At 69.6% G+C, this 22,888-nt stretch carries 22 protein-coding genes and 1 tRNA gene; 13 read left to right on the forward strand and 10 right to left on the reverse strand.

Annotated elements, in window-relative coordinates; translation table 11 throughout:
- The 7 genes from A3862_RS31355 (at position 1) to A3862_RS02165 (ending at position 5,720) form a co-directional block, all read left to right on the forward strand.
- Positions 1-165: a hypothetical protein gene (locus A3862_RS31355; RefSeq protein WP_043348492.1), complete on the forward strand. Its 165-nt coding sequence runs from the start codon at positions 1-3 to the stop codon at positions 163-165.
- A 10-nt stretch (positions 166-175) separates the two neighbouring features.
- On the forward strand, positions 176-787 hold the full coding sequence (locus A3862_RS02140) for a cytochrome c oxidase assembly protein (RefSeq protein WP_043348494.1): 612 nt from the start codon (positions 176-178) through the stop codon (positions 785-787).
- A gap of 154 nt (positions 788-941) precedes the next feature.
- The gene (locus tag A3862_RS02145) at positions 942-1,805 is read left to right on the forward strand and encodes a cytochrome c oxidase subunit 3 (RefSeq protein ID WP_043348496.1); all 864 of its coding nucleotides are present in this window, start codon (positions 942-944) and stop codon (positions 1,803-1,805) included.
- A gap of 146 nt (positions 1,806-1,951) precedes the next feature.
- Complete coding sequence (locus tag A3862_RS02150) at positions 1,952-2,332, forward strand: DUF983 domain-containing protein (protein ID WP_075381481.1); 381 nt, start codon at positions 1,952-1,954, stop codon at positions 2,330-2,332.
- Positions 2,329-3,093 carry an SURF1 family protein gene (locus A3862_RS02155; RefSeq protein WP_111473174.1) on the forward strand — a complete coding sequence of 255 codons (765 nt, stop codon included), beginning with the start codon at positions 2,329-2,331 and terminating at the stop codon, positions 3,091-3,093. The genes A3862_RS02150 and A3862_RS02155 overlap by 4 nt, the downstream gene beginning before the upstream one ends.
- 212 nt (positions 3,094-3,305) lie before the next feature.
- Entirely contained in the window at positions 3,306-4,421 is a 1,116-nt protein-coding gene (gene sfnG, locus A3862_RS02160; RefSeq protein ID WP_111473175.1) for a dimethylsulfone monooxygenase SfnG, read from the forward strand.
- A 42-nt stretch (positions 4,422-4,463) separates the two neighbouring features.
- The gene (locus tag A3862_RS02165) at positions 4,464-5,720 is read left to right on the forward strand and encodes an SfnB family sulfur acquisition oxidoreductase (RefSeq protein WP_111473176.1); all 1,257 of its coding nucleotides are present in this window, start codon (positions 4,464-4,466) and stop codon (positions 5,718-5,720) included.
- A gap of 5 nt (positions 5,721-5,725) precedes the next feature.
- Here the strand turns inward: A3862_RS02165 and A3862_RS02170 are convergent, their stop codons facing one another.
- The 3 genes from A3862_RS02170 to A3862_RS02180 all read right to left on the reverse strand — a co-directional run bounded on the left by A3862_RS02170 (position 5,726) and on the right by A3862_RS02180 (position 7,183).
- Positions 5,726-6,613: a cation diffusion facilitator family transporter gene (locus A3862_RS02170; RefSeq protein ID WP_043348505.1), complete on the reverse strand. Its 888-nt coding sequence runs from the start codon at positions 6,611-6,613 to the stop codon at positions 5,726-5,728.
- 97 nt (positions 6,614-6,710) lie between these two features.
- Entirely contained in the window at positions 6,711-6,929 is a 219-nt protein-coding gene (locus A3862_RS02175) for a hypothetical protein (RefSeq protein WP_043754866.1), read from the reverse strand.
- Positions 6,926-7,183 (reverse strand): hypothetical protein, encoded by a 258-nt coding sequence (locus A3862_RS02180; protein WP_043754863.1) that lies wholly within the window; start codon positions 7,181-7,183, stop codon positions 6,926-6,928. Before A3862_RS02180 ends, A3862_RS02175 begins: the two co-directional genes overlap by 4 nt.
- A 97-nt stretch (positions 7,184-7,280) precedes the next feature.
- Between A3862_RS02180 and queA the strand changes: the two genes are divergently transcribed.
- Complete coding sequence (gene queA, locus A3862_RS02185) at positions 7,281-8,345, forward strand: tRNA preQ1(34) S-adenosylmethionine ribosyltransferase-isomerase QueA (RefSeq protein WP_043754860.1); 1,065 nt, start codon at positions 7,281-7,283, stop codon at positions 8,343-8,345.
- Positions 8,342-9,478, forward strand: coding sequence for a tRNA guanosine(34) transglycosylase Tgt (tgt, locus tag A3862_RS02190; RefSeq protein ID WP_043754857.1), 1,137 nt, complete (start codon positions 8,342-8,344; stop codon positions 9,476-9,478). Before queA ends, tgt begins: the two co-directional genes overlap by 4 nt.
- 9 nt (positions 9,479-9,487) lie before the next feature.
- Here the strand turns inward: tgt and A3862_RS02195 are convergent, their stop codons facing one another.
- The 4 genes from A3862_RS02195 to A3862_RS02215 form a co-directional block, all read right to left on the reverse strand.
- Positions 9,488-10,528 (reverse strand): hypothetical protein, encoded by a 1,041-nt coding sequence (locus tag A3862_RS02195; protein WP_043754854.1) that lies wholly within the window; start codon positions 10,526-10,528, stop codon positions 9,488-9,490.
- Positions 10,529-11,158: 630 nt separating this feature from the next.
- Positions 11,159-11,431, reverse strand: coding sequence for a hypothetical protein (locus tag A3862_RS30965; protein ID WP_124262915.1), 273 nt, complete (start codon positions 11,429-11,431; stop codon positions 11,159-11,161).
- Positions 11,432-11,802: 371 nt separating this feature from the next.
- A tRNA-Pro gene (locus tag A3862_RS02210) sits at positions 11,803-11,879 on the reverse strand.
- Positions 11,880-11,964: 85 nt separating this feature from the next.
- Positions 11,965-12,681: a 4'-phosphopantetheinyl transferase family protein gene (locus tag A3862_RS02215; protein WP_043348533.1), complete on the reverse strand. Its 717-nt coding sequence runs from the start codon at positions 12,679-12,681 to the stop codon at positions 11,965-11,967.
- Between the two features lie 130 nt (positions 12,682-12,811).
- Here A3862_RS02215 and A3862_RS02220 point away from each other — a divergent pair, with 130 nt between their 5' ends.
- The 3 genes from A3862_RS02220 to A3862_RS02230 all read left to right on the forward strand — a co-directional run bounded on the left by A3862_RS02220 (position 12,812) and on the right by A3862_RS02230 (position 17,588).
- Positions 12,812-14,104 carry an MFS transporter gene (locus tag A3862_RS02220; RefSeq protein WP_043348536.1) on the forward strand — a complete coding sequence of 431 codons (1,293 nt, stop codon included), beginning with the start codon at positions 12,812-12,814 and terminating at the stop codon, positions 14,102-14,104.
- Positions 14,105-14,168: 64 nt separating this feature from the next.
- On the forward strand, positions 14,169-16,646 hold the full coding sequence (gene ligA, locus A3862_RS02225; protein WP_043754848.1) for an NAD-dependent DNA ligase LigA: 2,478 nt from the start codon (positions 14,169-14,171) through the stop codon (positions 16,644-16,646).
- 72 nt (positions 16,647-16,718) lie between these two features.
- On the forward strand, positions 16,719-17,588 hold the full coding sequence (locus A3862_RS02230; protein ID WP_043754845.1) for a 3'-5' exonuclease: 870 nt from the start codon (positions 16,719-16,721) through the stop codon (positions 17,586-17,588).
- A 6-nt stretch (positions 17,589-17,594) separates the two neighbouring features.
- Here A3862_RS02230 and A3862_RS02235 read toward each other — a convergent pair whose 3' ends face one another.
- Complete coding sequence (locus A3862_RS02235; protein ID WP_043760565.1) at positions 17,595-18,656, reverse strand: threonine aldolase family protein; 1,062 nt, start codon at positions 18,654-18,656, stop codon at positions 17,595-17,597.
- A gap of 19 nt (positions 18,657-18,675) precedes the next feature.
- Positions 18,676-19,584, reverse strand: a complete 909-nt coding sequence (locus A3862_RS02240) for an amino acid ABC transporter substrate-binding protein (protein WP_085987610.1) — start codon at positions 19,582-19,584, stop codon at positions 18,676-18,678.
- 160 nt (positions 19,585-19,744) lie between these two features.
- Here A3862_RS02240 and A3862_RS02245 point away from each other — a divergent pair, with 160 nt between their 5' ends.
- On the forward strand, positions 19,745-20,680 hold the full coding sequence (locus tag A3862_RS02245; RefSeq protein ID WP_236961665.1) for a LysR substrate-binding domain-containing protein: 936 nt from the start codon (positions 19,745-19,747) through the stop codon (positions 20,678-20,680).
- On the opposite strand, the gene A3862_RS02250 is transcribed toward A3862_RS02245, so the two are convergent.
- The gene (locus A3862_RS02250) at positions 20,677-22,878 is read right to left on the reverse strand and encodes a 3-hydroxyacyl-CoA dehydrogenase NAD-binding domain-containing protein (protein ID WP_111473177.1); all 2,202 of its coding nucleotides are present in this window, start codon (positions 22,876-22,878) and stop codon (positions 20,677-20,679) included. The genes A3862_RS02245 and A3862_RS02250 overlap by 4 nt on opposite strands.
- Between the last annotated feature and the right edge of the window lie 10 nt (positions 22,879-22,888).

Raw genomic sequence — 22,888 nt, forward strand, 5'->3', positions numbered from 1 at the left:
ATGGCGGATCCCGAGATCCAGTACCGGCCACTCACCCCCGAGGAGGAGGCGCGCCGCCGGAAGCGCTCCGTGGCCATCGCGCTGGCCCTCGGCGCCTGGGTTTTGCTGTTCTTCGTGCTGACGATCGTCAAGCTCGGACCGCAGATCCTGAGCCGGCCGCTCTGAGGAGTTCGCGATGACAGCTGCCCCTTCCGGACCGGGTCGCGGCGCCAAGCGTACCGCCATCGCCTGCGCCGGTCTCGCCGTCGGTATGGTCGGCCTCGCCTTCGCGTCGGTCCCTCTCTACAACGCGTTCTGCAAGGCGACCGGCTACGACGGAACGCCCCGCCAGGGACCGGCGCTCGCCGCCTCCGCGGCACGCACCGACGACAGCATGGTCGTGCATTTCGACACCAACGTCGCGCCGGGGCTGTCCTGGAAGTTCGTCCCGGAAGTGAGCCGCGTCGAAGCGAAGCTCGGCGAGACGAAGACCGTCTTCTTCCGGGTGCAGAATGTCGGCAGCGCACCGTCGGCGGGTGTGGCCACCTTCAACGTCCAGCCCGGCCTGATGGGCGGCTATTTCGTCAAGATCGCCTGTTTCTGCTTCAACGAGCAGACGCTTCAGCCCGGCGAGACACTGGACGTGCCCGTGGTGTTCTATGTCGATCCGGCCGTCCGGGACGATTCGAACACCGCGCATCTCTCGGAGATGACGCTGTCCTACACGTACTTCGCCTCCAAGAACGGCCAGCCGGTCAAGGCGACGGTGGCGAAATCCGGTTCTTCGGAGACGAAGGGCGATTTCTGATCGCGGACCCGTGACAAGACGGGGCTGCACCGACTAAACGTTCGGGCAAGCTTGGGTGTGGTGTCGGCCGCGCCCGGCCAAGAGCAAGCAACGAACAGCGTAAGGCCGGATGCCGGGAACGGCGCGGGGCATGAGGGTGAGGAGCGACGGGACGATGGCCGAGGCGCACGCCAAGAATCACGACTATCACATCCTGAGTCCGAGCCCGTGGCCGTTGATCGGGGCCTTTTCAGGCTTCCTGATGGCGTTCGGCGCCGTGTTCTGGATGAAGAGCCTCCAGATCGGCACCCTGAGCCCAGGCCCCTACATCTTCGGGGCCGGCACGATCGGCGTCCTCTACACGATGTTCTCGTGGTGGCGGGACGTCGCCCACGAGGCCAATTCCGGCGATCACACCCGCGTCGTCCAGCTGCACCACCGCTACGGCATGATGATGTTCATCGCCTCCGAGGTGATGTTCTTCGTCGCGTGGTTCTGGGCCTACTTCGAGGCCGCGCTCTACACCGCCGATCCCATCCAGGTCTCGCGTGTGGAATTTACCGGCGGCGTCTGGCCGCCGAAGGGTATCGAGGCCTTCGATCCCTGGCATCTGCCGCTCCTCAACACGCTGATCCTGCTGACATCCGGCACCACGGTGACCTGGGCCCACCACGCGCTGATCGAGGGCGACCGCAAGGGCCTGAAATACGGCCTGTGGCTGACGATCATCCTCGGCGTTCTGTTCACAGCCTGCCAGGCCTACGAGTACAGCCACGCCGAATTCGGCTTCTCAGGAAGCATCTACGCGTCGACATTCTTCATGGCGACGGGCTTCCATGGCGCCCACGTCATCATCGGCACGATCTTCCTCGCGGTCTGCCTGTTCCGCGTCTATGCGGGCCAGTTCACCCCGCGCCAGCATCTCGGCTTCGAGTTCGCCGCATGGTACTGGCACTTCGTCGACGTCGTATGGCTGTTCCTGTTCGCCGCCATCTACGTGTGGGGCTCGGGCGTCTTCCACGGCGGCGGCGCTCACTGAGAGCGAAGCATCCCGCCGATGCATGGCGGACCTGCGAAGGGCGGCTCAGGCCGCCCTTTTGCATTTCCGACGCTTCGTGATCCCCATATCGGATAGGACGGCCCGGGCGCGGGACGACCGGGGTCCGCGCGGAGCTGTTCTGGAGTATGCCCGTGGACAACCGAACCTATTCGCCGCCGCCCCCGATCCCCACCGGCCTGCGCGGCCGGTGCCCGCGTTGCGGCGAGGGACATCTGTTCAAGGGGTTTCTCACCCTGCGTCCCTCCTGCGAGGCCTGCGGCCTCGACTACACGCATTTCGACTCGGCGGATGGGCCGGCCTTCTTCGTGATGTCGATCGTCGGCCTCATCGTCGTGGGCCTCGCCCTGTGGCTGGAGATCACCTACGAGCCGCCGATCTGGGTTCACGCCACGGTGGCACTGACACTCTCCGTCGGTCTCAGCTTGATCCTGGTTCGACCGCTCAAGGGCCTTCTGGTCGCCCTTCAGTTCAGCAATCGGGCCGAGGAAGGGCGCTTCGAGCCGTGACCGCTGCCGAAACGAAGCGGGCCGCCTGGCGCGATCTCGTCGCGCCGGGAATCGCGTCCTTGATCGCTCTGGCCATCCTGCTCGGCCTCGGGACATGGCAGCTCGAACGCAAGGCCTGGAAGGAAGACCTGATCGCGCGGATCGTTCGGCAAAGCCGGGCCGAGCCCGTGGCGCCCCCGGCGCCGGAGGCCTGGACTCCGGAGCGTGACGAGTTTCGGCATGTCCGGGTCTCCGGGCGCTTCCTCAACGACCGGGAGACCCTCGTCCACGGCCTGGCAGCCGGCGAGACGCCGGGACGCGCCCTGCAAGGCTTCTATGTTCTCACGCCCCTGCGCCGCGACGACGACAGCATCGTGTTGATCAACCGGGGCTTCGTGCCCACGGAACTGAAGGCGCAGGGTGATCGCCGGGATGGCCTGATCGAGGGGCCGACGACGGTCACTGGAATCCTCCGGTCCAGCGAGGCCCGGGGGATGTTCGTGCCGGCGCCCGACCCGGCCCGTGGCGAGTGGTTCAATCGGGATATCGCCGGCATCGCCGCGGCCCGCGGCCTCGGCACGGTGGCGCCCTACCTGATCGAGGCCGATGCCGTCCCGGGACAGACGACCTGGCCGCGGGGCGGTCAGCTGCGCGTCGACCTCCCCAACAACCATCTGCAATACGCGTTCACGTGGTTCGGCCTCGCCGCCTGTCTGATCGGCGTCTTCTCGGTCTTCGCGTGGCGGCGCCTGCGCGATTCGGCCGAGCCCCGGGCGGCCTAGGACAAAATCGAACTCTTTGGCTCCCGGCGAGGAAAAGTCTCGCGGGGTCCGGCTGAAAAACAGCAACCCGTTCCTTTGACCGCGCGCCGTCGCTCCAGAATACTTTCTGTGTTCTGGATCGATCGGCCGCGCAGTGCATAGTGTATTCAGTTCGCGGCGATCTTCCAAAGACGACACGGCGCGTGGCCGCCGTGCAACTGAGGTAGCGCCGGATGACAAGCCATTTCGCCGATGACCCGCGGCGCGAGCCGATCCGCTTCGCCTACTGGGTGCCCAACGTTTCCGGTGGGCTCGTGATCAGCAAGATCCCGCAGCGGACGAGCTGGGATGCGGAGTACAATCGAAAGCTGGCCCAGATCGCCGAGGCGGCGGGGTTCGAGTACGGGCTGACGCAGATCCGGTTCACCGCCGGCTACGGGGCTGAGTACCAGCACGAATCGGTGGCCTTCAGCCACGCCCTGCTTGCCGCGACGAGCAAGCTCAAGGTCATCGCCGCCCTTCTGCCCGGACCGTGGCATCCGACCCTCGCCGCCAAGCAGATCGCCACGATCTCGCAGCTCACCGAGGGGCGCATCGCGGTGAACATCGTGTCCGGCTGGTTCTCGGGAGAGTTCCGGGCCATCGGCGAGCCCTGGCTCGATCATGACGAGCGTTACCGCCGGTCCGAGGAATTCATCCGGAGCCTGCGCGGGATCTGGACGCAGGACAACTTCACCTTCCGCGGCGATTTCTATCGCTACAGCGACTACACGTTGAAGCCGAAGCCCGCCCAGCCGCTGCCTGAGATCTTCCAGGGCGGTTCGTCCCGGGCGGCGCGCGACATGGCGACCCGCGTCTCCGACTGGTACTTCACCAATGGCGGCACGCCGGAGACGATCCGGGCCCAGGTGGACGACATCCGCGCCAAGTCGGCCGAGACCGGCAATTATCCCCGGATCGGCGTGAACGCCTTCGTGATCGCCCGCGACACGGAGGAGGAAGCCCGCGCCGTCCTTCAGGAGATCATCGACAATGCCGATCCCGAGGCCGTGAGGGCTTTCGGCCACGAGGTGAAGAATGCCGGCAAGGCCTCGCCCGAAGGCGAAGGCAACTGGGCGAAGTCGAGCTTCGAGGATCTTGTTCAGTACAACGACGGCTTCAAGACCAACCTGATCGGCACGCCCGACCAGATCGCCGAGCGGATCCTGGCGCTGAAGGATGCCGGTGCGGACCTCGCGCTGCTGGCCTTCCTGCACTTCCAGGAAGACGTCGCGTATTTCGGCGCGCACGTGATCCCCCGGGTCCGCGCCCTTGAGGCCGCCCGGAACCGGCATGCCGAGGCAGCCTGAGCGTCGCACGCCGATCCGTATCCTGCCTGACTGGAGTGAGCCATGAACATCGCCGTCGATGCGCGCACGCTCGCGCCGGAGCGCCGTCAGGGCGCTCCCGGCCCCGCGCGACCGCCCTCCCCCGCCCATGTGATCCGTGACGATGCCGAGGCGCTGGCCGTCGCCCAGCGGCTGGCTGCCGCGTTCCGGGGCGGCGCCTCGGAGCGGGACCGCCACGCCGCACGACCGCTGGCGGAACTCGACGCCTTCTCTCAGAGCGGCCTCTGGTCGATCAACGTGCCGCGGGCGTATGGCGGCCCGGAGGTCTCGTACCGGACCCTGGCCCAGGTGATCGCCATCCTTGCGGCTGCCGATCCATCGATCGCGCAGATCGCCCAGAACCATCTCGGCATCCTGGCTGCCATCCGGACTGTGTCGGACGAAGCGCAGAAGCACCTGCTCTTCTCGGAGGTGTTGCGCGGAACGCGGTTCGGCAACGCCTTCTCGGAGCGCGGCACCAAGCGGGCGGCCGATTTCGACACACGCTTCACCGATGACGGCGACCACGTCGTCGTGCGGGGCCAGAAATCCTACGCCACGGGCGCCCTTCTCGCGCATCTCGTGCCGATCGTGGCGCTCGATGGAGACGGGCGTGCTTGGTACGCCATCGCCGAGCGGGACGCGCCCGGCCTGACGGTAATCGACGACTGGTCGAGCTTCGGCCAGCGCGGTACGGCCAGCGGAACCGTGCTGATCGAGGACGTGCGGGTTCCCAAGAGCCATCTCGTCCCCGCCTGGAAGGGCTACGAGGCGCCCACCGCCGACGGCGCGGTGTTCCAGATTATCCAGGCGGCCGTCGATGCCGGGATCGGCCGCGAGGCCCTGGACGACACGATTCGCTTCGTTCGCGACAAGGCCCGCCCCTGGATCGATAGCGGGCTGGAACGGGCCTCGGACGATCCCTACACGATCCACGCGATCGGCGATCTGACCATCCGGCAGCACGCCGCCGAAGCGCTGCTCGACCGGGCCGGGCTCGTCCTCGACGCGGCCGTAGCGCGACCCGATGCCGAGGCGGTCGCCGCGGCACAGATCGCCGTGGCCGAGGCAAAGGTGCTCACCACCGAGGTGGCCTTGGCGGCGTCAAACAAGCTCTTCGAGCTGTCGGGCACCCGCTCGACCCTGGCGGCGGAGAACCTCGACCGGCACTGGCGGAACGCCCGCACGCACACGCTGCACGATCCGGTCCGCTGGAAATACGCGATCGTGGGCAACCACGCCCTGAACGGCGTGAATCCGCCGCTCCACGCCTGGAGCTGACGGTCCTACAGCACGGGCAATCCCCGGGCCTTGGCCTCCTCGCCGGGCTCGACATGGATGGTCACCACGGCGCCGGGAATCGTCGTCTCCAAGGCGGACTCCAGCCGGTCGCAGATGGCGTGGGAATCCTCGACGGTCATGGCCCCGGGGACGACGAGGTGGAAATCGATGAAGGTGGCCTGACCGGCGGAGCGGGTGCGCACGTCGTGCGCCTCCAGCGCGCCTTCACCGTGCTGCGAGATGAGCGACCGGATCTGGCTCACCATCTCGGCCGGGGCGGCCCGATCCATCAGGCCGTCCACCGATTCCCGGACCATGCGGAAGCCGGACCAGAGGATGTTGAGCGCCACGAGCCCGGCCACGACGGGGTCGAGGACCGGGTACCCGGTCAGGATGACGGCGCCGACACCGGCAAGGACGCCGCAGGACGTGACCACGTCGGCGAAGACGTGACGCGCATCGGCGATCAGAGCTGGCGAACGCCAGCGCTTGCCCCACCGCATGAGTGCCACCGCCCAGGCGGCGTTGATGATTCCGGCCCCGAAGTTGATCGCGAGGCCGATCAGGGGCGCGTCGAGGGGCTCCGGAGCGAGCAGCCCGGAATAGGATTCGCGCAGGATCAGCAGCGCAGCCACCACGATCAGCGCGCCCTCGATCACCGCGGAAAAGAACTCGGCCTTGTGGTGTCCGTAGGGATGGTCCTCGTCGGCCGGACGCGCGGCGACCCGCAGGGCCACGAAGGCGCCCACGGCCGCGACCACGTTGATGATGCTCTCCAGCGCGTCGGAGTACAGGGCAAGGCTGCCCGTGAGCCACGCGGCGTAGAATTTCAGCGCCGTAACGGCGAGGCCGATGCCCGCGCTGAAGAGGGCGGCTTTCTGGGTGCGGTCCATGGATTGCGCCGTTGGGGTGACGCCGCGCCCATACGGCACCCGCCGCGGCCAAGGCCACGGCAAAGGTTCGAGACCGTCGAAAACGTGTTAGCCGCGGCTATGTCTCCGACGGGGTCTCGCGGCCCCGGGCAACCTCGCGCCGTCGGCTCAGCTCCGCCTTGGCGTGGGCGACCTCGGCCTTGCGGAGATAGCGCCGACGCTGCCAAGCGAAGCGCGTCGCGGCGGCCAGGGTCTCCAGCCGGGCGGCCTCACGCTCCCAATAGCCGAGGAGCTGGCCGTCCAGGGTGATGGACCGGGGGGGCACGCGGGTCGTCACGCGGGGCGATCCCGCGACGCCGACGGCTCGCCCGTCTCGGCGACGACCAGCGCGTCCGGATCGCCGCGGAAGCTGCCGGCACCGGTATCCGGAACGGGGACGCCGGGGCTGCCGAAGGGCTGGCTCGGATAGGCCGATTCGAACTTCGCGCGCGCGGCTTCGGGATCCTCGGCCTTCAGCACGATCTCGGCTGTGCCGGGCAGCGGCCAGCGGGGGTCGGCGTCATCACGGGGGCGAACGGCGTACCAGGGCATGGATCGAGGACCTCGCGTCTCGGTGACGCGGAAACGGGCGCACTCCCCGGCGGTTCCGCGGTTGAAACCGCGTGCCGTTCGGTGCAGGCAGCCGGCGATGCGCGTAGACCTCTTCGATTTCGACCTGCCGGAAACCAGCATCGCCCTGCGCCCGGCCGAGCCGCGCGATGCCGGGCGATTGCTCGTGGTGCATCCCGGCCTGCCGCCGGCCGACCGGACCGTGCGCGACCTTCCCGGCGCCCTCAGGGCGGGCGATGCCCTGGTCTTCAACGACACGAAGGTGATCCCCGCGCGGCTGAACGGTGTCCGCACGCGTCCCGGCGCCCCGGGCCAGCGCACGGAGGTGTTGCTTCACCTGCGCGAAGCCCCGGATCGCTGGCGCGCCTTCGCCCGGCCGGCGAAACGACTCGCTCCGGGCGATGCACTGCGCTTCGGCGCACTGGGCGCCAACGTCATCGAGAAGGCCGAGGCCGGCGAGATCGTCCTGGCCTTCGACCGGTCCGGGCCCGAGCTCGACGCCGCCATCGCCGCCGAGGGCGCCCTGCCGCTGCCGCCCTACATCGCGGGCAAGCGCGCCACGGATACCCGGGACACCACCGACTACCAGACGGTCTACGCCCGGCATCCGGGAGCGGTCGCGGCGCCGACGGCGGGCCTGCACTTCTCCGAGGCGCTGCTGTCCGATCTCGATGCCGCCGGTCTACGGCGCCACCACGTCACGCTGCATGTTGGCGCCGGGACCTTCCTGCCGGTCAAGGCCGAGGATACCGACGCACACCGCATGCATGCGGAGATCGGCATCCTCGACGCAGCCACGGCCGACGCCCTGAACGCGGCGCGGGCCGCGGGGGGCCGGATCGTCGCGGTGGGCACCACGGCGCTGCGCCTTCTGGAGAGCGCCGCCGGCCCGGACGGAACGCTCGCGCCCTTCTCGGGGCCGACCGAGATCTTCATCACGCCGGGCTATCGGTTCCGCGCGGTCGACGCGCTCGTGACCAACTTCCACTTGCCGCGCTCGACGCTGTTCATGCTGGTCTCGGCCTTCTCCGGACTGGAGACGATGCGCGCGGCCTACGCGCACGCGATCGAGGCGGGATACCGGTTCTACTCCTACGGCGACGCCAGCCTGCTCTTCCCGGGCCCGCGCGCGGACATCCCATGACCGACAGCGTTCCCTTCGGATTCAACCTGCTGGCGCAGGACGACACCGCCCGAACCGGCGTCATCACGACGCCGCGCGGCACGATCCGCACACCGGCCTTCATGCCGGTGGGCACCGCAGCGACCGTCAAGGCGATGTATCCCGATCAGGTCCGCGACCTCGGCGCCGACGTGGTGCTGGGCAACACCTATCACCTGATGCTGCGGCCCGGCCCGGAGCGCATGGCCCGGCTCGGCGGCCTGCACCGCTTCATGAACTGGGATCGGCCGATCCTGACGGATTCCGGCGGCTTCCAGGTGATGTCCCTCTCCGCCCTGCGGAAGATCGACGAGCAGGGCGTGACCTTCCGCTCGCATATCGACGGCACCGCCCACCACATGAGCCCGGAGCGCTCCATCGAGATCCAGGGTCTGCTCGGCTCGGACATCCAGATGCAGCTCGATGAATGCGTGCGCCTGCCGGCCGACCATGCGGCCATCGAGAAGGCCATGCGTCTGTCCCTGCGCTGGGCCGAGCGCTGCCGCGTCGCGTTCGGCGAGCAGCCCGGGCGGGCCATGTTCGGCATCGTCCAGGGCGGCGACGTGCCGGCCCTGCGCGTCGAGAGCGCGCGCGCGCTGACGGATCTCGATCTCAAGGGCTACGCGGTGGGCGGCCTCGCCGTGGGCGAGCCCCAGGAGGTCATGTTCGCCATGATCGAGACCGTGGAGCCGCATCTGCCGGCGGCGAAGCCCCGGTACCTGATGGGCGTCGGTACGCCGGACGACATCCTGGGCGCGGTCGCCCGCGGCATCGACATGTTCGACTGCGTGATGCCGACCCGCGCCGGCCGGCACGGCCTCGCCTATACGCGCCACGGACGGGTCAACCTGCGCAATGCCCGCCACGCCGAGGACACCGCGCCGCTCGACGAGGCTTCGACCTGTCCGGCGGCCCGGGATTACTCCCGCGCCTATCTGCATCACCTCGTTCGGTCGAACGAGATCCTCGGGATGATGCTCCTGACCTGGAACAACCTCGCCTATTACCAGGACCTGATGGCCGGCGCCCGCGCGGCGATCCGGGACGGCCGCTACGCGGATTACTGCACCAGCACCCGCGCGGGTTGGGCTCGGTCCGAGCGCGCCGCCGCCTGACCGCATATCTCAGGGATGTGCCAGCACGCGGTAGACTCCGTCCGGATCGTCTTGGCCCGTCGCGACGGCGGCCTTCAGATCCGAGACGAGGCGCGCCGCCACGGGCAAACGGTAATGGAGCGCGTCCCAGTAATTCGCGTCCTCGGTCGTGAGCGGCGAGATCCGGCGGAAATCCACCACGACGGCGCCGCGGCGTTTCCCGATCATCGCGGTGCGCGCCTTGCAAGCCGCCTCGCGCCGGCCCGCTGCCGAATCCGGCGCTCCCTGCGCTGCCGCATGGACCGGCATGAACGCCACGATCTTCAGCGCCTCCCCCGGTACGCGGCCGAGCAGATCGTCGAGATGGGCGAGGGCCGGCATCGGGGCGCCCGGTGCGTCGGCGGCGGATGACTCGACGGCCCCCGCTCGGATATGCGCCCGCGCGCGGTCGAGGTCGTAGCGCACATCCGATGGCGTGAACACCGCATAGCCGTCGCCGCGGATCCTCGCCCGTGCCAGCCCGAGATCTGCGAACCCGGCTCCGACGGCCGTCGTGACCGAGCGCAAGCTCATCTGCCGCAACACGTCCCCCGGCGCTCCGTCCGCGTAGAGCCAGTCCGGAAAGGCGTTCGCGGTTCGGGCCGGCGGATCGGCGGCGCACCACGTGGCGTCGAGGCCGAACAGGACCGCGCGGATCGGCCTGCGTGCCAGGAACAATCCGGCGAGGCGGGTCTGCTCATCGGGGGTGGCGGCATTCATAGCCAGATTGGCGAACCGCACGCCGAAGGCCGCGTCCAGCGCGACCGGGTCGAGCAGACGTGCGGTCGAGGTCCCGAAGACCGCCGCGTCGAACGGACCGCCGCGGGCGATCTGCGGGTAGGAGAGCCGCTGATTGGTGTCCATGATCGGTCCCGGCGGACGACCGGGCGCGGCCCGCAATCCGTAGGGGTCGATTGCGGCCACGAGGCCGATCGCCGTCAGGCCCATGATTGCGGCGGCCACGACGAAGGTGCCGGCGAAGCCGCTCCATGCTGAAGAGTGGTCGATCGGGCGGTGAGACGGCGCGTCCATCGGCGGGCTCCATACGCCATTCCGCCGCCCGCGTCGCAGCCGGCGACACCGGGCGACGGCGCATCCCCGTGGGTTTGCTCGACCAGGGACACGGGCATGCGCGGAGCCATCACGCCGCCTCCACCGCGACTGACCGCTTCGTCGCGGCACCCAGACCCGTCTCAGATCGAAAAACCTTCGATTCACCATCCTGGACGGAGGCGAAGGCCAAATCCTGATCGAGGCCGTTGGAGGCGCATGGTCTCCTCCGCGCCGCCTGAGAAAGACCCCCTCGCGACGGCGGCGGAAGCGGTCGCCGATCTTCCGACGAATGTCTTCGTTACGCGGTGGCAGCAAATCACGGGTGAGCCGCCCGCGATTCTCTTGAGCTCGTATTCCGAGATGATCGCGCTCTTGGTGGCGAGCGTGCCCATGGCGCCGTTTCCACGTCACGGGCCCGAGCCCGACGAGGCGGGTCTCGACCCCGGTGCGGGCCGAGATCAAAACGAGCCATGACGATCAAGCCGTTGGCGGCCTGTAACTGGGTCCAGCGCCATATCTGGCGGCAGCACGCGCGCGACGCCCTAACGCCGTTTGAGGTCCCGTGCGATAGGCAGGAGTGATACGCGCTCCGTCCGGGTTCCTCTGCTGCTACCCGCCCGGCGTGCTTTGAATCGGCCATCGAATCCGCGCACCCAGGACATCAATCTGATCGCGGCACAGGAATTTGTACTCTGGGGCGCCCTGCGGCCAAACGCTGGGATCGCTGGCTATGCCGAGGCCATTGACGATGAACGAATGCAGCGAGCGGCCGGACAGATTGTCATCGAACTCTATATAGAATTTGTCGCTAAGCCCATTTATCTTTAACAGCTCTTTTAGAGCCGCGACCGCGCTGATTATTGCTTCTGCGCCGTTTGTCATGGCTTCCTCCGAAAACGGAGGTACCACAACCTACGGTAAGCGTCTGTGGCAGTATCGCTACAACCTACGGCGCCCTGTCAGCGCGCCGTCGATCTCCGCGGGGTGCGCACGCCCAGCCTCAGTGATGAACCATGCTGAGATTTCACGGCCCTGGCCCTGGGCGGATTGTGACACCACCAGCCCCAGCTTGAGCAGGACCGGCATCGCCGACGGGTAAGCCTCGTGCCGCAGCCCTTGCGGGTAGAGCAGGCAAGCACGGACCGCGGCGAGCTGTCGGACGCGGAGAGGTGCGGAGGGTTCTAAGGGCATCCGCAGAGAGGGTTTCTGTCGGGATAGCTGTCGGGGCAGCCATTCCGGTCTCTGCTAAGTTTTGGTCGGAGTGGCAGGATTTGAACCTGCGACCCCCACGTCCCGAACGTGGTGCGCTACCAGACTGCGCTACACTCCGAAGGCCGTCCCGCGTCTCCGCCAAGGCCGGCGAGCGGGTGTATAGCCGCGCCTTTCCCCCACCGCAAGCGCGGTGTTGCGCCTTTTCAGCCGAGATGTTCGGGCCAATCGTCGGAGAGCCGGTGGCTCGTGATCGCCACCGCGGCCGAGCGCACCGCAACCGTGGCGAGATGGTCCGCGCCGCAATCGAGATCCGCGAGACTCCACGGGCCGTCCAGTGTCCAGGATCCGTCGCCGACCGCCCGGAGGAGACGCGGGGCTTCAGGCGGAACGGTGACGCTGAACCGGTCGAGGGGCAGCGACAGGCCGCTGCCGAGCGCCTTCACCACGGCTTCCTTGCGGGTCCACAGACCGAAGAAGGCACGCTCGACCGTGCTCCGGGATGCTCGGGACAGGGCTGACACCTCGTCGGCGGCGAAATGCGCCCGCGCGATCCGCAGCGCGTCCACGATCGGCCGGACGGCCTCGACATCGACACCGATGGGCATGTCGCGCGCGATGCCGATCACCGCCCGCGCTCCGGAATGCGACAGGTTGAACTGCCAGGCGCCTCGCGCCGCACTCGCGAGCTCCGGCTTGCCGCCGGGGCCGGCCGTGATCTCCACTTCGGCCGGCGGGAGACCGAGCACGTCGGCGAGCACCGTTCGGAGCGCCGCATGGCTGGCGACGAAGCGCGCCCGATCCGCCGGCCGCAGGAACCGGTCCGCGCGCAGGCGCTCCGCGCCGTCGAGTACGGCGTCGCAGCGATGGAGCCGGTCCGGAGAAAGCCCGAGATCGACGATCCAGACCCGAGCCGCGCTCACGCGACGCCTCGCAGGGGCGGAGAGCTGGCGCTAGCGTCGGCAGGGCGAAACGGCACGGGCGGGGATCCGGTGAGGGCGGTATGAGCAGCATCGGAAACAAGCCCGCCTCCCGCAAGGAGCGGCGTGCGCGATGACCCCGATTGCCGCGGGTTTCGGCAGCGCCCCCTCGGATAAGCCGAGCCTGCACCGGCGAAGGGTCCGCTACGGGGTGTTCTTCGCCACCTATCTCTACCAGGGCCTCATCGCGGGCTTCTCGCTCACCGCCCTCGCCAACCATCTGGCGGCGCAGGGCGTTTCGTCGGCCGAGGTCGGCGTTCACTTCGCCCTGGCGGGACTGCCCTGGACGTTGCAACCCCTGCTCTGGGGACCCTGGGTGGACCGGGCCGGCGACACGCGGATGGGCCGGCGTCGGCCCTTCGCGGTCGCAGCGCTCGTCGGATGCCTCGCGAGTCTCGCGCTCCTCCTCGTCGTCGGAAGCAACGCCATCGGTGCCTTGGGACTGGTCTTCCTCGTTCACAGCGTGTTCGCGTCGCTGCTCGACACCGCCTGCGACCGGATGATCATGGACCATGTCCCGGCGCACGAGCTCGGCCGGGTCAGCGCCTGCACGCGCGCGGGCTTCGTGGCGGGAACCAGCCTCAGCGCCGGGCTCTTCGGCTGGATGCTGGCGACCTGGGGATTCGCCGCGAGCAGCCGCTGGCTGCTCGTCGCCGCGATCCTCGCGAGCCTGCCGATGCTGCTGATCCGCGAGGCGCCGACCGACGCGTTCCTGTCCCTCGAGCGCCGCGGACCGGCACCGCGCCGCGTCCCGATCCGGCGCTTCCTGCGCCGGACCGTCGTCGCGCTCCAGCGGCCGCGTGCCCTGCGTCTGCTCGCCTTGTGCTTCGGCCTGGACGCCGCCCTGGGTCTGTTCGAGCTGCCCTTCTCGATCGATCTGCTCCAGCGTCAGGGCTGGGATGCCGCCGGCCTGTCGCGCCTTCAGGCGATCCTGACCCTGGCGAGCGGCACGGCCGGCGCCGTCGCGGTGGGTCTCTGGTCGGATCGGGCGGGGGCAGCAGCGCCCTTGCGCGTGCTGCTCCTGGGAAGCGCCGTCACCTTCGCGCTCGCCGGCAGCCTGATCGGCGCCGGCCTCATCGGGGCGGCGGGACCGGTGATCCTGGCGCTCACCAGCGTGCTGCCCGGCCTGCTGATCGTCGCCCTGATGCCGGCCCTGCTCGAGTCGAGCCGGGGCCGACCGGGCGCGGCCACGCAGTTCGAAGTCTACATGGCCGCCATGAATCTGGGCTCGGTCGCCGGCACCGCCGTCGCGGGCTGGCTGGCGCCCCTGCTGCCGCTGCACGGGGTCGCCGTCCTCGTCGCCGCAACATTCCTGGCGGCGTTCCGGATGGCGGGAGACGGCGGCCTGCTCAAGTCCCATGCTTGAGGGAACAGGGGACTGCGCGCCACAGCCGACTCCCCGTTGGCCGCCGATGCGTTAGAACCCCGCCATGGCCGTTACGAAATCCGATCCGCTCGATCTCGACCTCACCGCCGAGGATGCGCGCGCCGAGTACGCGCGGCTGTCGGACGCGCTCCTGGAGGCCGACCGGCTGTACTACCAGGAGGACGCGCCCGAGATCTCGGACGCCGAGTACGACCGGCTGCGCCGCCGCCTCGAGGAGATCGAGGCGCGCTTTCCGGATCTCGCCGGCACCGGCGCGGCCAGCACGTCGGTCGGCGCAAAGCCCTCGGAAAAGTTCGCCAAGGTGCGGCACGCCGTACCCATGCTCTCGCTGGGAAATGCCTTCGACGATGGGGAGGTGGCCGAGTTCGTCGCGCGCGTGCGCCGCTTCCTGGGCTGGCCCGACGAGACACCCCTCGCCTTCACGGCCGAGCCCAAGATCGACGGCCTGTCCCTGTCGCTGCGCTACGTGAACGGGCGGCTCGACACCGCGGCCACCCGCGGCGACGGCGAGGTCGGGGAGAATGTCACGGCCAATGCCCGCACGGTGCAGGACATCCCGGCGGTGCTCGCGGGGTCCGGCTGGCCGGAGATCTGCGAGGTGCGCGGGGAGGTCTACCTGTCCCACGCCGATTTCGCCGCCATCAACGCCCGGCAGGAAGCGGCCGGCAAGCCGCTCTTCGCCAATCCGCGCAACGCCGCGGCCGGGAGCCTGCGCCAGCTCGATCCCGCGATCACCGCGTCCCGTCCGCTCCGGTTCTTCGCCTATGCCTGGGGCGAGCTGTCGGCGCCCATCGCGGAGACGCAATCCGGCAGCCTCCAGCGCTTCGCGGACTGGGGCTTGCCGGTGAATCCCCGCACCGAGACCTTCACGGACACGGAGGCGATGCTCGCCCATTACCGCCGCATCGAGGCGGACCGGGCCGGGCTCGGCTACGACATCGACGGCGTCGTCTACAAGGTCGACGACCTCGGCTTGCAGAAGCGTCTCGGCTTCGTCTCGCGCTCGCCGCGCTGGGCCCTCGCCCACAAATTCGCCGCGCAGGAAGCCACGACGGTAATGGAGGACATCGTCATCAATGTCGGCCGCACCGGCTCCCTGAACCCGCTGGCGAAGCTGCGCCCCGTGACGGTCGGCGGCGTCGTCGTCTCCAACGCCACCCTCCACAACGAGGGCTATGTGAGGGGCGTCGGGGCGGACGGCGAATTTATCCGTGAGCCTATCGCGGAGGGAATCGGCGCCGACGGTCAGCCGATCCTCGTGCCCCGCGACATCCGCGTCGGCGACACCGTGACGGTGGTGCGGGCCGGGGACGTGATCCCCAAGGTCATGGATGTCGACCTCACCAAGCGTCCGGCCGGGTCGCAGCCCTATGCGTTTCCCGAGACCTGTCCGGCCTGCGGCAGCCGCGCCGTCCGCGCCATCAATCCGCGCACCGGCCGCCCCGACGCGGTGCGCCGCTGCACCGGCGGCCTGATCTGCCCGGCGCAGGGCGTCGAGCGCATGAAGCACTTCGTGTCGCGCAACGGCTTCGACATCGAGGGGTTCGGCGAGACCTATATCGAGGTCCTGTTCGAGGCCGGGCTCGTGCGCCAGCCCGCCGACCTGTTCCGCCTCGATTTCGAGGAACTCAAGGCCGCCATCGTGGCGCGACGGGAGGCGCTCTCGGCCGAGCGGCGCGCGGACTCGGCAACGGCCGAGCCACCCAAGAAAGCCGCCAAGAAGAAGGGCGAGGACGACGACAAGGCGATCAAGAACCTGCTCGCCGCCGTCGAGGCACGACGGGCCGTGCCGATGAATCGCCTGCTCTTCGCCCTCGGCATTCCGCAGATCGGCGAGGCGACCGCCAAGGCGCTGGCCAAGCGTTTCACCGACATGCCGACGCTCATCGCGGCGATCCAGGAGGCCTCGGCGGCGCAGCCCGGACCGGATTGGGTCGAACTCACCGCCGTCCCGCGCGTCGGAGGCACCACCCGCGACCGGCTGCTCGATCTTGGCTTCCCGGAGGACGACGCCGCGCCGGCCAAGGAGCGGGCGCGCCTGAGCGCGGTCCAGCGCGAGAACCTCCTTGCCCATTACGGCGACGTCGACGCGGTGCGTGCGGCGATCGCGCGCGCGGCGGCGCAGCGTCCCGGGGATGCCTACCGGGTCTTCGCCGATGACGGGGAGATCGGCCCGGTAGCGACCGATGCCCTGCTCCTGTTCTTCTCCGAGCCGCACAACGCCGATGCCGTCGCGGCTCTGCTCGACGCGGTCGCGGTCGAGCCGATGGAGCGGCCCGCCTCGGCCTCCGCCTTCGCGGGGAAGACCGTGGTCTTCACCGGCAGCCTGGAGAAGATGACCCGCAACGAGGCCAAGGCGGTGGCCGAGCGCCTCGGCGCCAAGGTGTCCGGCTCGGTCTCGGCCAAGACCGACCTCGTCGTGGCCGGCCCGGGAGCCGGCTCGAAGCTGAAGGACGCCCAGAAGCACGGCGTCCAGGTCGTGTCGGAGGACGATTGGCTGGCGATGGTGGCGCAGGGTTGAAGCCCGGATCCGGGCGGCCTAGACCTCGCGCGGAACACCCCGAGAACTCCCACCCGGCATGGTTGACCCTGGATGACGGTCCTGGCCCTCGACTTCGAGACGGCCAACGAGCGGCGTGACAGCGCCTGCGCGGTGGGGCTCGCCTGGATCGCGCAGGGTCGGGTCGTCCGCCGGGAGAGCCATCTGATCCGGCCCCCCGAGATGCGCTTCGCGCCGGGCAACATCCGGGTTCACGGGATCCTGCCGGCCGACGTCGCCGACAAGCCGGATTTCGCCACCGTGATGGCGCCCTATCTCGGCGATCTCGGGCGCGGGCTGATCCTGGCGCACAATGCGAGCTTCGATATCGGCGTCCTGCGGGCCGGCCTGACGCGGGCGGGCCTGGCGGTTCCCGATCTCGCGTATCTCTGCACGGTCCAGGTGGCGCGCCGGGTCTTCCCGGCGCCGGAGGGATGCGGGCTCGGCAAGGTGGCGCGGCGCCTCGGTATCCGCTTCGAGCATCACGATGCCGGCGAGGACGCCTATGCCTGCGCGGAGATCGCCCTGGCCGCGATGCGCGAGCGGGCGGTCGCGGACGTGCATGCCCTCGCGGCCGCGCTCGGCCTGCCGGTCACGCGGGCGGTCGGCGGCCCGGCAGGACCGCGTCGCAGCCCGGGGACGATCAGCGGCCGGGCCCTGGCGGCGTTCCCCAACGAGCCGGCGGCTTTGCGATTCGCCATGCGGGGCTCGACCGGCAACCGCTACCACGTCAGCCTGGAGGAGCGGCCGGGCGGCCCGGAGCTGCGCTGCACCTGCACCGCCGGCCGCTACGGCATGCGCTGCCGCCACGTGAAAGCGCTGGAGGTCGGCGACGTCACCGACCTGCTCTCGGACAATGCCGGCGACGTCGTCCTCCTCGCCCGGATGCTCGGCGCGAAGACGCGGGTCGCGGGCGCGGCCTGAGTCCGCTCAAGCCGCGTCGAGGCAGGTGCGGAAGGCCGCCACGGCGCGGTCGATATCGACCGCCGCGATGTGGCGGTGCGTGACGAGCCGAAGCCGCTGCCCGCCGAGGGGACGCGTGCGAATCCCGAGCGCGTCGAGATCCGTGATCCAGCGCGCGCTATCCCGCCCGGTCCGGCCGAGATCGACCTGCACGATGTTGGTCTGCGGCATGGTCGCCGAGAGGCGCGGCCGCAGGGCGTTCAGCCCCTCGCTCAGCTGTCGGGCTCGGTCGTGATCCTCGGCGAGGCGCGCCCCCATGACGGTGATCGCCTCGAGGCCGGCCGCGGCCATGATCCCCACCTGCCGCTGCGTCCCGCCGATCATCTTCCGCAGGCGCCGCGCCGCCGCGATGACCGGCCCGTCGCCCGCCAGCACGGCGCCCACCGGGGCGCTCAGGCCCTTGGACAGGCACAGCGACACCGTGTCGACATGCACGGCGAGATCCGCCGGCGCGACGCCGAGATGCGTCGCCGCATTGAACAGGCGCGCCCCATCGAGATGGACCGGGATGCCGCGCGCCCGGGCGAGATCCGCCACCGCCGCCATATGGGCCGGCGGCAGCACGGTGCCCCCGGCGGCGTTGTGGGAGGTCTCCAGCGCGATCATGGCCGTCCGGAGCGGGCTGGCATTCGGGCTGAGGGCGTCCTCCAGCCGGTCGAGGTCCATGGCGCCGTCCGTGCCGGCGACCCCGTACAGGAAGGCACCGGTCAGGGTCGCGGCGCCGCGCTCGGTGTTGAGCATGTGGGCCTGGGCTTCGAGCAGGATCTGCTCGCTGCGCTGGACCTGGGCGAGGATCGCCAGCAGATTGCCCATCGTGCAGCTCGGCACGAACAGGCCGGCCGCCTTGCCGAGCATGGCGGCGGCGGTCTCCTCCAGCGCGCGGGCGGTCGGGTCGGCATCGAGCCCGTCATCGCCCAGCGGTGCCGTCCGCATCCGCGCGTACATCGCCTCGGTCGGCCGCGTGACGGTGTCGCTTCGCAGGTCGACGACGGACGGTGCGTCCGCCGTATGGGTCAGATCGTCTCGCATCTCGGACTCGCCGGCCACCCTATCGGTACGCGGCCTCGTCGCCGGAATCGGTCGGGTGAGCCAGGGCCCGCTTGAGCACGTCGCTCATCGGCAACTCCAGGTTTATACCCTTCGGCGGGATCGGCTGCTCGAAATACCTGCCGTAGAGGCGGGCAACGGTGCCGTCCTGAATCAGCTCGATCACCGCCTTGTCGACCGCTGCCTTGAAGGCTGGGTCGTCCTTCGGCTCCAGGATCCCGTAGGGCGCGAATTCCAGGCCCTTGGTGCCGATCTTGTAATCCGCCGGCCGCTTGGCGCCGGCCACCGTGGCGTGGGCCAGGGCGTCGTCGTTGATGGCGCCCGCCGCGCGGCCGGTCTCGAGGAGCAGGAACACCTCCGCGGTGTCCTTGGCCGGCATCACCTGGATGTCGAGCTTGTCGCGGACGTTGATCCGGGTGGCGACGCGCTGGGTCTCGCCGCCGGCCTGCGCCGAGATGGCCTTGCCGCGGAACGAGGCGATGTCGTCCACATCCACCGGCGTATCCTTCTTGGCCACCAGCACCACCTGCGCGACGAAGGTGGTCGGCGCGAAGGAGACCAGCTTGTGCCGCTCGGGCAGGTTGCTGGCGGTGCCGCATTCCAGGTCGATCGTGCCGTTGTTGATGAGCGGGATCCGGGTCGCCGACATCACCGGCACGTGGCGCACCTCGAGCTTCGGCAGGCCGAGGGCGGCCTTGAGCTTCTGCGCGACGTGCTCGCATATCTCCAGCGAATAGCCCACCGGCTTGGCGTTCTGGTCGAGGAAGCCGAAGGGCGGCGACGCGTCCGGGAAGCCGAGGCTGATCTGTCCAGTCGTGCGGATCTTGTCGAGGCGCCCCTCCGCGGCCGACGGCGCGGCGAGCCCGGCCCAGCACAGAGTGGCCAACAGAAGCGGCAGCGTCCTCGACACGATCCGAACCCCCTCGCTATGTCTGAACCGGTTCAGCGCCGGGCCGTCCGCCAGGGAGTCGGCTCGAAGCTTTGCCGTGCGATCCTAGGAGCGGCCGCGCGCGGGCGTCCAATGCCGATTCACCTGCCGAGCATACGGATCTGATATGGCCGAGCGGCGCATGACCTTCCGGCACATCGAGGCCTTCCGGGCCGTTGTGGCCACCGGGTCCATGACCGAGGCGAGCCGCCGGCTCCACACCTCGCAGCCGCAGGTGAGCCGGCTGATCGCCCAGCTGGAGGCGATCACCGGCCTGCCCCTGTTCGATCGGAGCGGGAGCCGGGTCGTGCCGTCCCTCGACGGCACGCGGTTCCACGCGGAGGTCGAGCGCGCCTTCGTGGGGCTGACCAGCCTCGAATCCGCGGCCGCACGGATCCGCGCCTTCGGGGCGGAGCGGTTGCGGGTGGCCGCGATGCCGCGGCTGGCGGGCGGGCTCCTGGCGCGGGCGGTCGTGCGCTTCCGCGCCGCGCATCCGGACGTGATCGTGGCGATCCATTCCGGCGACGACGAGACCGTGAACCACTGGCTCGCCACCGGCTTCTGCGACGCCGCGCTGACGATGCTGTACGGCGACGGCCCGGACGCGCATCGCGAACATGTCGAGACGCGTGCCTGCGTCGCCGTCCTGCCGCAGGACCATCCCCTTGCCGCGCAGGCTCTTCTAACCCCTGCGGATTTTTTCGGCGTACCCTTCGTCGCCTCCTCGCTCGGGAGCGCCCTGCGCAACCGGACCGAGGCGATCTTCGCAGCGGCCGGGATTACCCTGACCATCACCGCCGAGGCCGGCCTCGGTGCATCGATCTGCACCCTCGTCTCGGCCGGGCTCGGGGTCAGCGTGATGAACCCGCTGGCCGCCTACGAGGAGGCGAAGATCTCGCCGATCGCGATCCGTCCCTTCGCCCCCGCCCTCCCGGTGCATTTCGCCCTGCTGTTCCCGCCCGACCATGCCCGTGGACGGCTGATGCGGGCTTTCGGCGCCTGCGCGCGGGCGGTGCTGCTTGAGGAACTCGCTCAGCTGCCGGACGCCGCGATCGGGCGTCCGGCACCTCCGTCTTAGGCGGCGCGCTTCTCGGCGCCCGCGTAGAAGGTGCCGCCGCGCGCGGCCATCGCTGTCAGGTTATCGGGTGCCCGGAACCGGGGGCCGTGCTTGGCCTCGAGCGTCCGCGCGAGGTCGACAAAGGCCGCCGCACCCATGAAGTCGATGTACGACAAGGCCCCTCCGGTGAACGGCGCGAAGCCGAACCCGAGGATCGAGCCGACATCGGCCTCGCGCGGGTCGGTGACCACGCCCTCGCCGACGGTGCGTGCGGCCTCCAGCGCCTGCACCACCAGAAGCCGCTGCTTCAGCTCGGTGAAGTCGACGGCGTCCGGGTCGAGGCGGTTCGGCTGCAGGTCCTTCAGGCCGGGCCAGAGACGCTTGGGCGCGCCTTCGGGGTAGTCGTAGAAGCCCTTGCGGTTCTTGCGACCGAGCCGGCCCTGCTTCTCGACCATCTCGGACAGGATCGCCTTCTGCGCCGGGTCCACGGCGCCCTGCCCCACCTGCGCCTCGGTGGCCTTGGCGATCTTGAGCACGAGGTCGAGGGCGACCTCGTCGTTGAGCGACAGCGGCCCGACCGGCATGCCCGCCTGCCGGCCGGCGCTCTCGATCATGGCCGGCGGAACGCCCTCGGCGAGCATCTTGTGCCCTTCGAGGATGTAGGCGCCGACGCAGCGGTTGGCGAAGAAGCCGCGGGCATCGTTCACGACGATCGGGGTCTTCTTGATCAGGCGCACGTAATCGAGGGCCGCGGCGAGCGCCGCATCCCCGGTCGCCTCGCCCTTGATGATCTCGACGAGCATCATCTTCTCCACGGGGGAGAAGAAGTGGATGCCGACGAATTGCGCCGGCCGCTGCGAGGTCCTGGCCAGCCCGGTGATCGGCAGGGTCGAGGTGTTGGAGGCGAAGATCGCGTCGGGGCGGATCACCGCCTCGACCTTCTGGATCACCTCGGCCTTCACCTGCGGATCCTCGAACACCGCCTCGATCACGAGGTCGCAATCGGCGAGCGCGCCGTAATCGGCCGTAGCCTGGATGCGGCCGAGAAGCGCGTCGCGATCGGCGGTCTTGGCGCGGCCCTTGTTGATCTGGCCGGTGATGAGGGTGTGGGCGTAGGCCTTGCCCTTCTCGGCGGCCTCGACCGACTGGTCGACGAGCACCACCTCGAGGCCCGCCTGCGCGGTGACGTAGGCCACGCCCGCGCCCATGAAGCCGGCTCCGATCACGCCGACCCGGCGCAGGTTGGCGGCCGGCACGTCCTTCGGTCGCCGCGCGCCCTTGTTCAGCTCGCCCATGGAGATGAACAGCGTGCGGATCATCGCCGCCGCCTCGGTGGAGCGCAGGATGTGGGCGAAGTATCGGCTCTCGACCCGCAGGGCGAGGTCCATCGGCAGCTGCAGACCCTCGTAGACGGAGGTCAGGATCGCCTTGGCGGCCGGGTAATTGTCGTGGGTCTCGCGGCGGTAGATGGCGTTGGCCGGCGGCCAGATCATCATGCCGGCGGGGGAGTAGACCTTTCCGGACGGGGCCTTGAACTTCGGCACATCCCAGGGCGCCACCGCCGAGCCGCCCTCACGGATCCAGGCCTTGGCGCGCTCGACGATCTCGGCCTGGGGCGCCACCGCGTGGATCAGCCCCATGCCCTTGGCCATGGGCGCGCGGATCTGCTCGCCCTTGAACAGCATCTGGAGGGCGTCGCCGGTCTGCATCAGGCGGGCGACGCGCTGCGTGCCGCCGCCGCCCGGGAACAGGCCGACCTTGATCTCCGGCAGGCCGACCCGGGTCTTCCCGTCGTCGGAGGCGATCCGGTGGTGGCAGGACAAAGCCAGCTCGAAGGCGCCGCCCAGGCACAGGCCCTGGATCGCCGCCGCGAAGGGCTTCCCGCAGGTCTCCAGCCGCCGGAACAGCAGCGACAGGCGCCGGGACGCCTCGAAGAAGTGGCGCATCGCCACCTCTTCGCCCTGCTCGGCCTTGAGCTGCTCGTAGGCCCGACCGAGTCCCTGGAGCATGGTGAGGTCGGCACCGCCGGAAAAATTGTCCTTGCCGGTGGCGATGACGCAGCCCTTCAGGGCCGGATCGGAGGCAACCCGCTCGATGATCTGCTCGAGCTGGTCCATCACCCCCTCGGTGATCACGTTCATCGAGCGGCCGGGCATATCCCAGGTCGCCAGGGCGATGCCGTCGGCATCGGTCTCGAAGCGGAAATCGGTCAGCGTCACGGTGCCGTCC

Source organism: Methylobacterium sp. XJLW, assembly GCF_003254375.1.
Lineage (GTDB): Bacteria > Pseudomonadota > Alphaproteobacteria > Rhizobiales > Beijerinckiaceae > Methylobacterium > Methylobacterium fujisawaense.

Coding starts and splice junctions, on each gene's coding strand:
- A3862_RS31355 (WP_043348492.1), top strand. CDS start 1: ATGGCGGATCCCGAGATCCAGTACCGGCCACTCACCCCCGAGGAGGAG.
- A3862_RS02140 (WP_043348494.1), top strand. CDS start 176: ATGACAGCTGCCCCTTCCGGACCGGGTCGCGGCGCCAAGCGTACCGCC.
- A3862_RS02145 (WP_043348496.1), top strand. CDS start 942: ATGGCCGAGGCGCACGCCAAGAATCACGACTATCACATCCTGAGTCCG.
- A3862_RS02150 (WP_075381481.1), top strand. CDS start 1,952: ATGCCCGTGGACAACCGAACCTATTCGCCGCCGCCCCCGATCCCCACC.
- sfnG (WP_111473175.1), top strand. CDS start 3,306: ATGACAAGCCATTTCGCCGATGACCCGCGGCGCGAGCCGATCCGCTTC.
- A3862_RS02165 (WP_111473176.1), top strand. CDS start 4,464: ATGAACATCGCCGTCGATGCGCGCACGCTCGCGCCGGAGCGCCGTCAG.
- A3862_RS02170 (WP_043348505.1), bottom strand. CDS start 6,613: ATGGACCGCACCCAGAAAGCCGCCCTCTTCAGCGCGGGCATCGGCCTC.
- A3862_RS02180 (WP_043754863.1), bottom strand. CDS start 7,183: ATGCCCTGGTACGCCGTTCGCCCCCGTGATGACGCCGACCCCCGCTGG.
- queA (WP_043754860.1), top strand. CDS start 7,281: ATGCGCGTAGACCTCTTCGATTTCGACCTGCCGGAAACCAGCATCGCC.
- tgt (WP_043754857.1), top strand. CDS start 8,342: ATGACCGACAGCGTTCCCTTCGGATTCAACCTGCTGGCGCAGGACGAC.
- A3862_RS02195 (WP_043754854.1), bottom strand. CDS start 10,528: ATGGACGCGCCGTCTCACCGCCCGATCGACCACTCTTCAGCATGGAGC.
- A3862_RS30965 (WP_124262915.1), bottom strand. CDS start 11,431: ATGACAAACGGCGCAGAAGCAATAATCAGCGCGGTCGCGGCTCTAAAA.
- A3862_RS02220 (WP_043348536.1), top strand. CDS start 12,812: ATGACCCCGATTGCCGCGGGTTTCGGCAGCGCCCCCTCGGATAAGCCG.
- ligA (WP_043754848.1), top strand. CDS start 14,169: ATGGCCGTTACGAAATCCGATCCGCTCGATCTCGACCTCACCGCCGAG.
- A3862_RS02230 (WP_043754845.1), top strand. CDS start 16,719: ATGACGGTCCTGGCCCTCGACTTCGAGACGGCCAACGAGCGGCGTGAC.
- A3862_RS02235 (WP_043760565.1), bottom strand. CDS start 18,656: ATGCGAGACGATCTGACCCATACGGCGGACGCACCGTCCGTCGTCGAC.
- A3862_RS02245 (WP_236961665.1), top strand. CDS start 19,745: ATGACCTTCCGGCACATCGAGGCCTTCCGGGCCGTTGTGGCCACCGGG.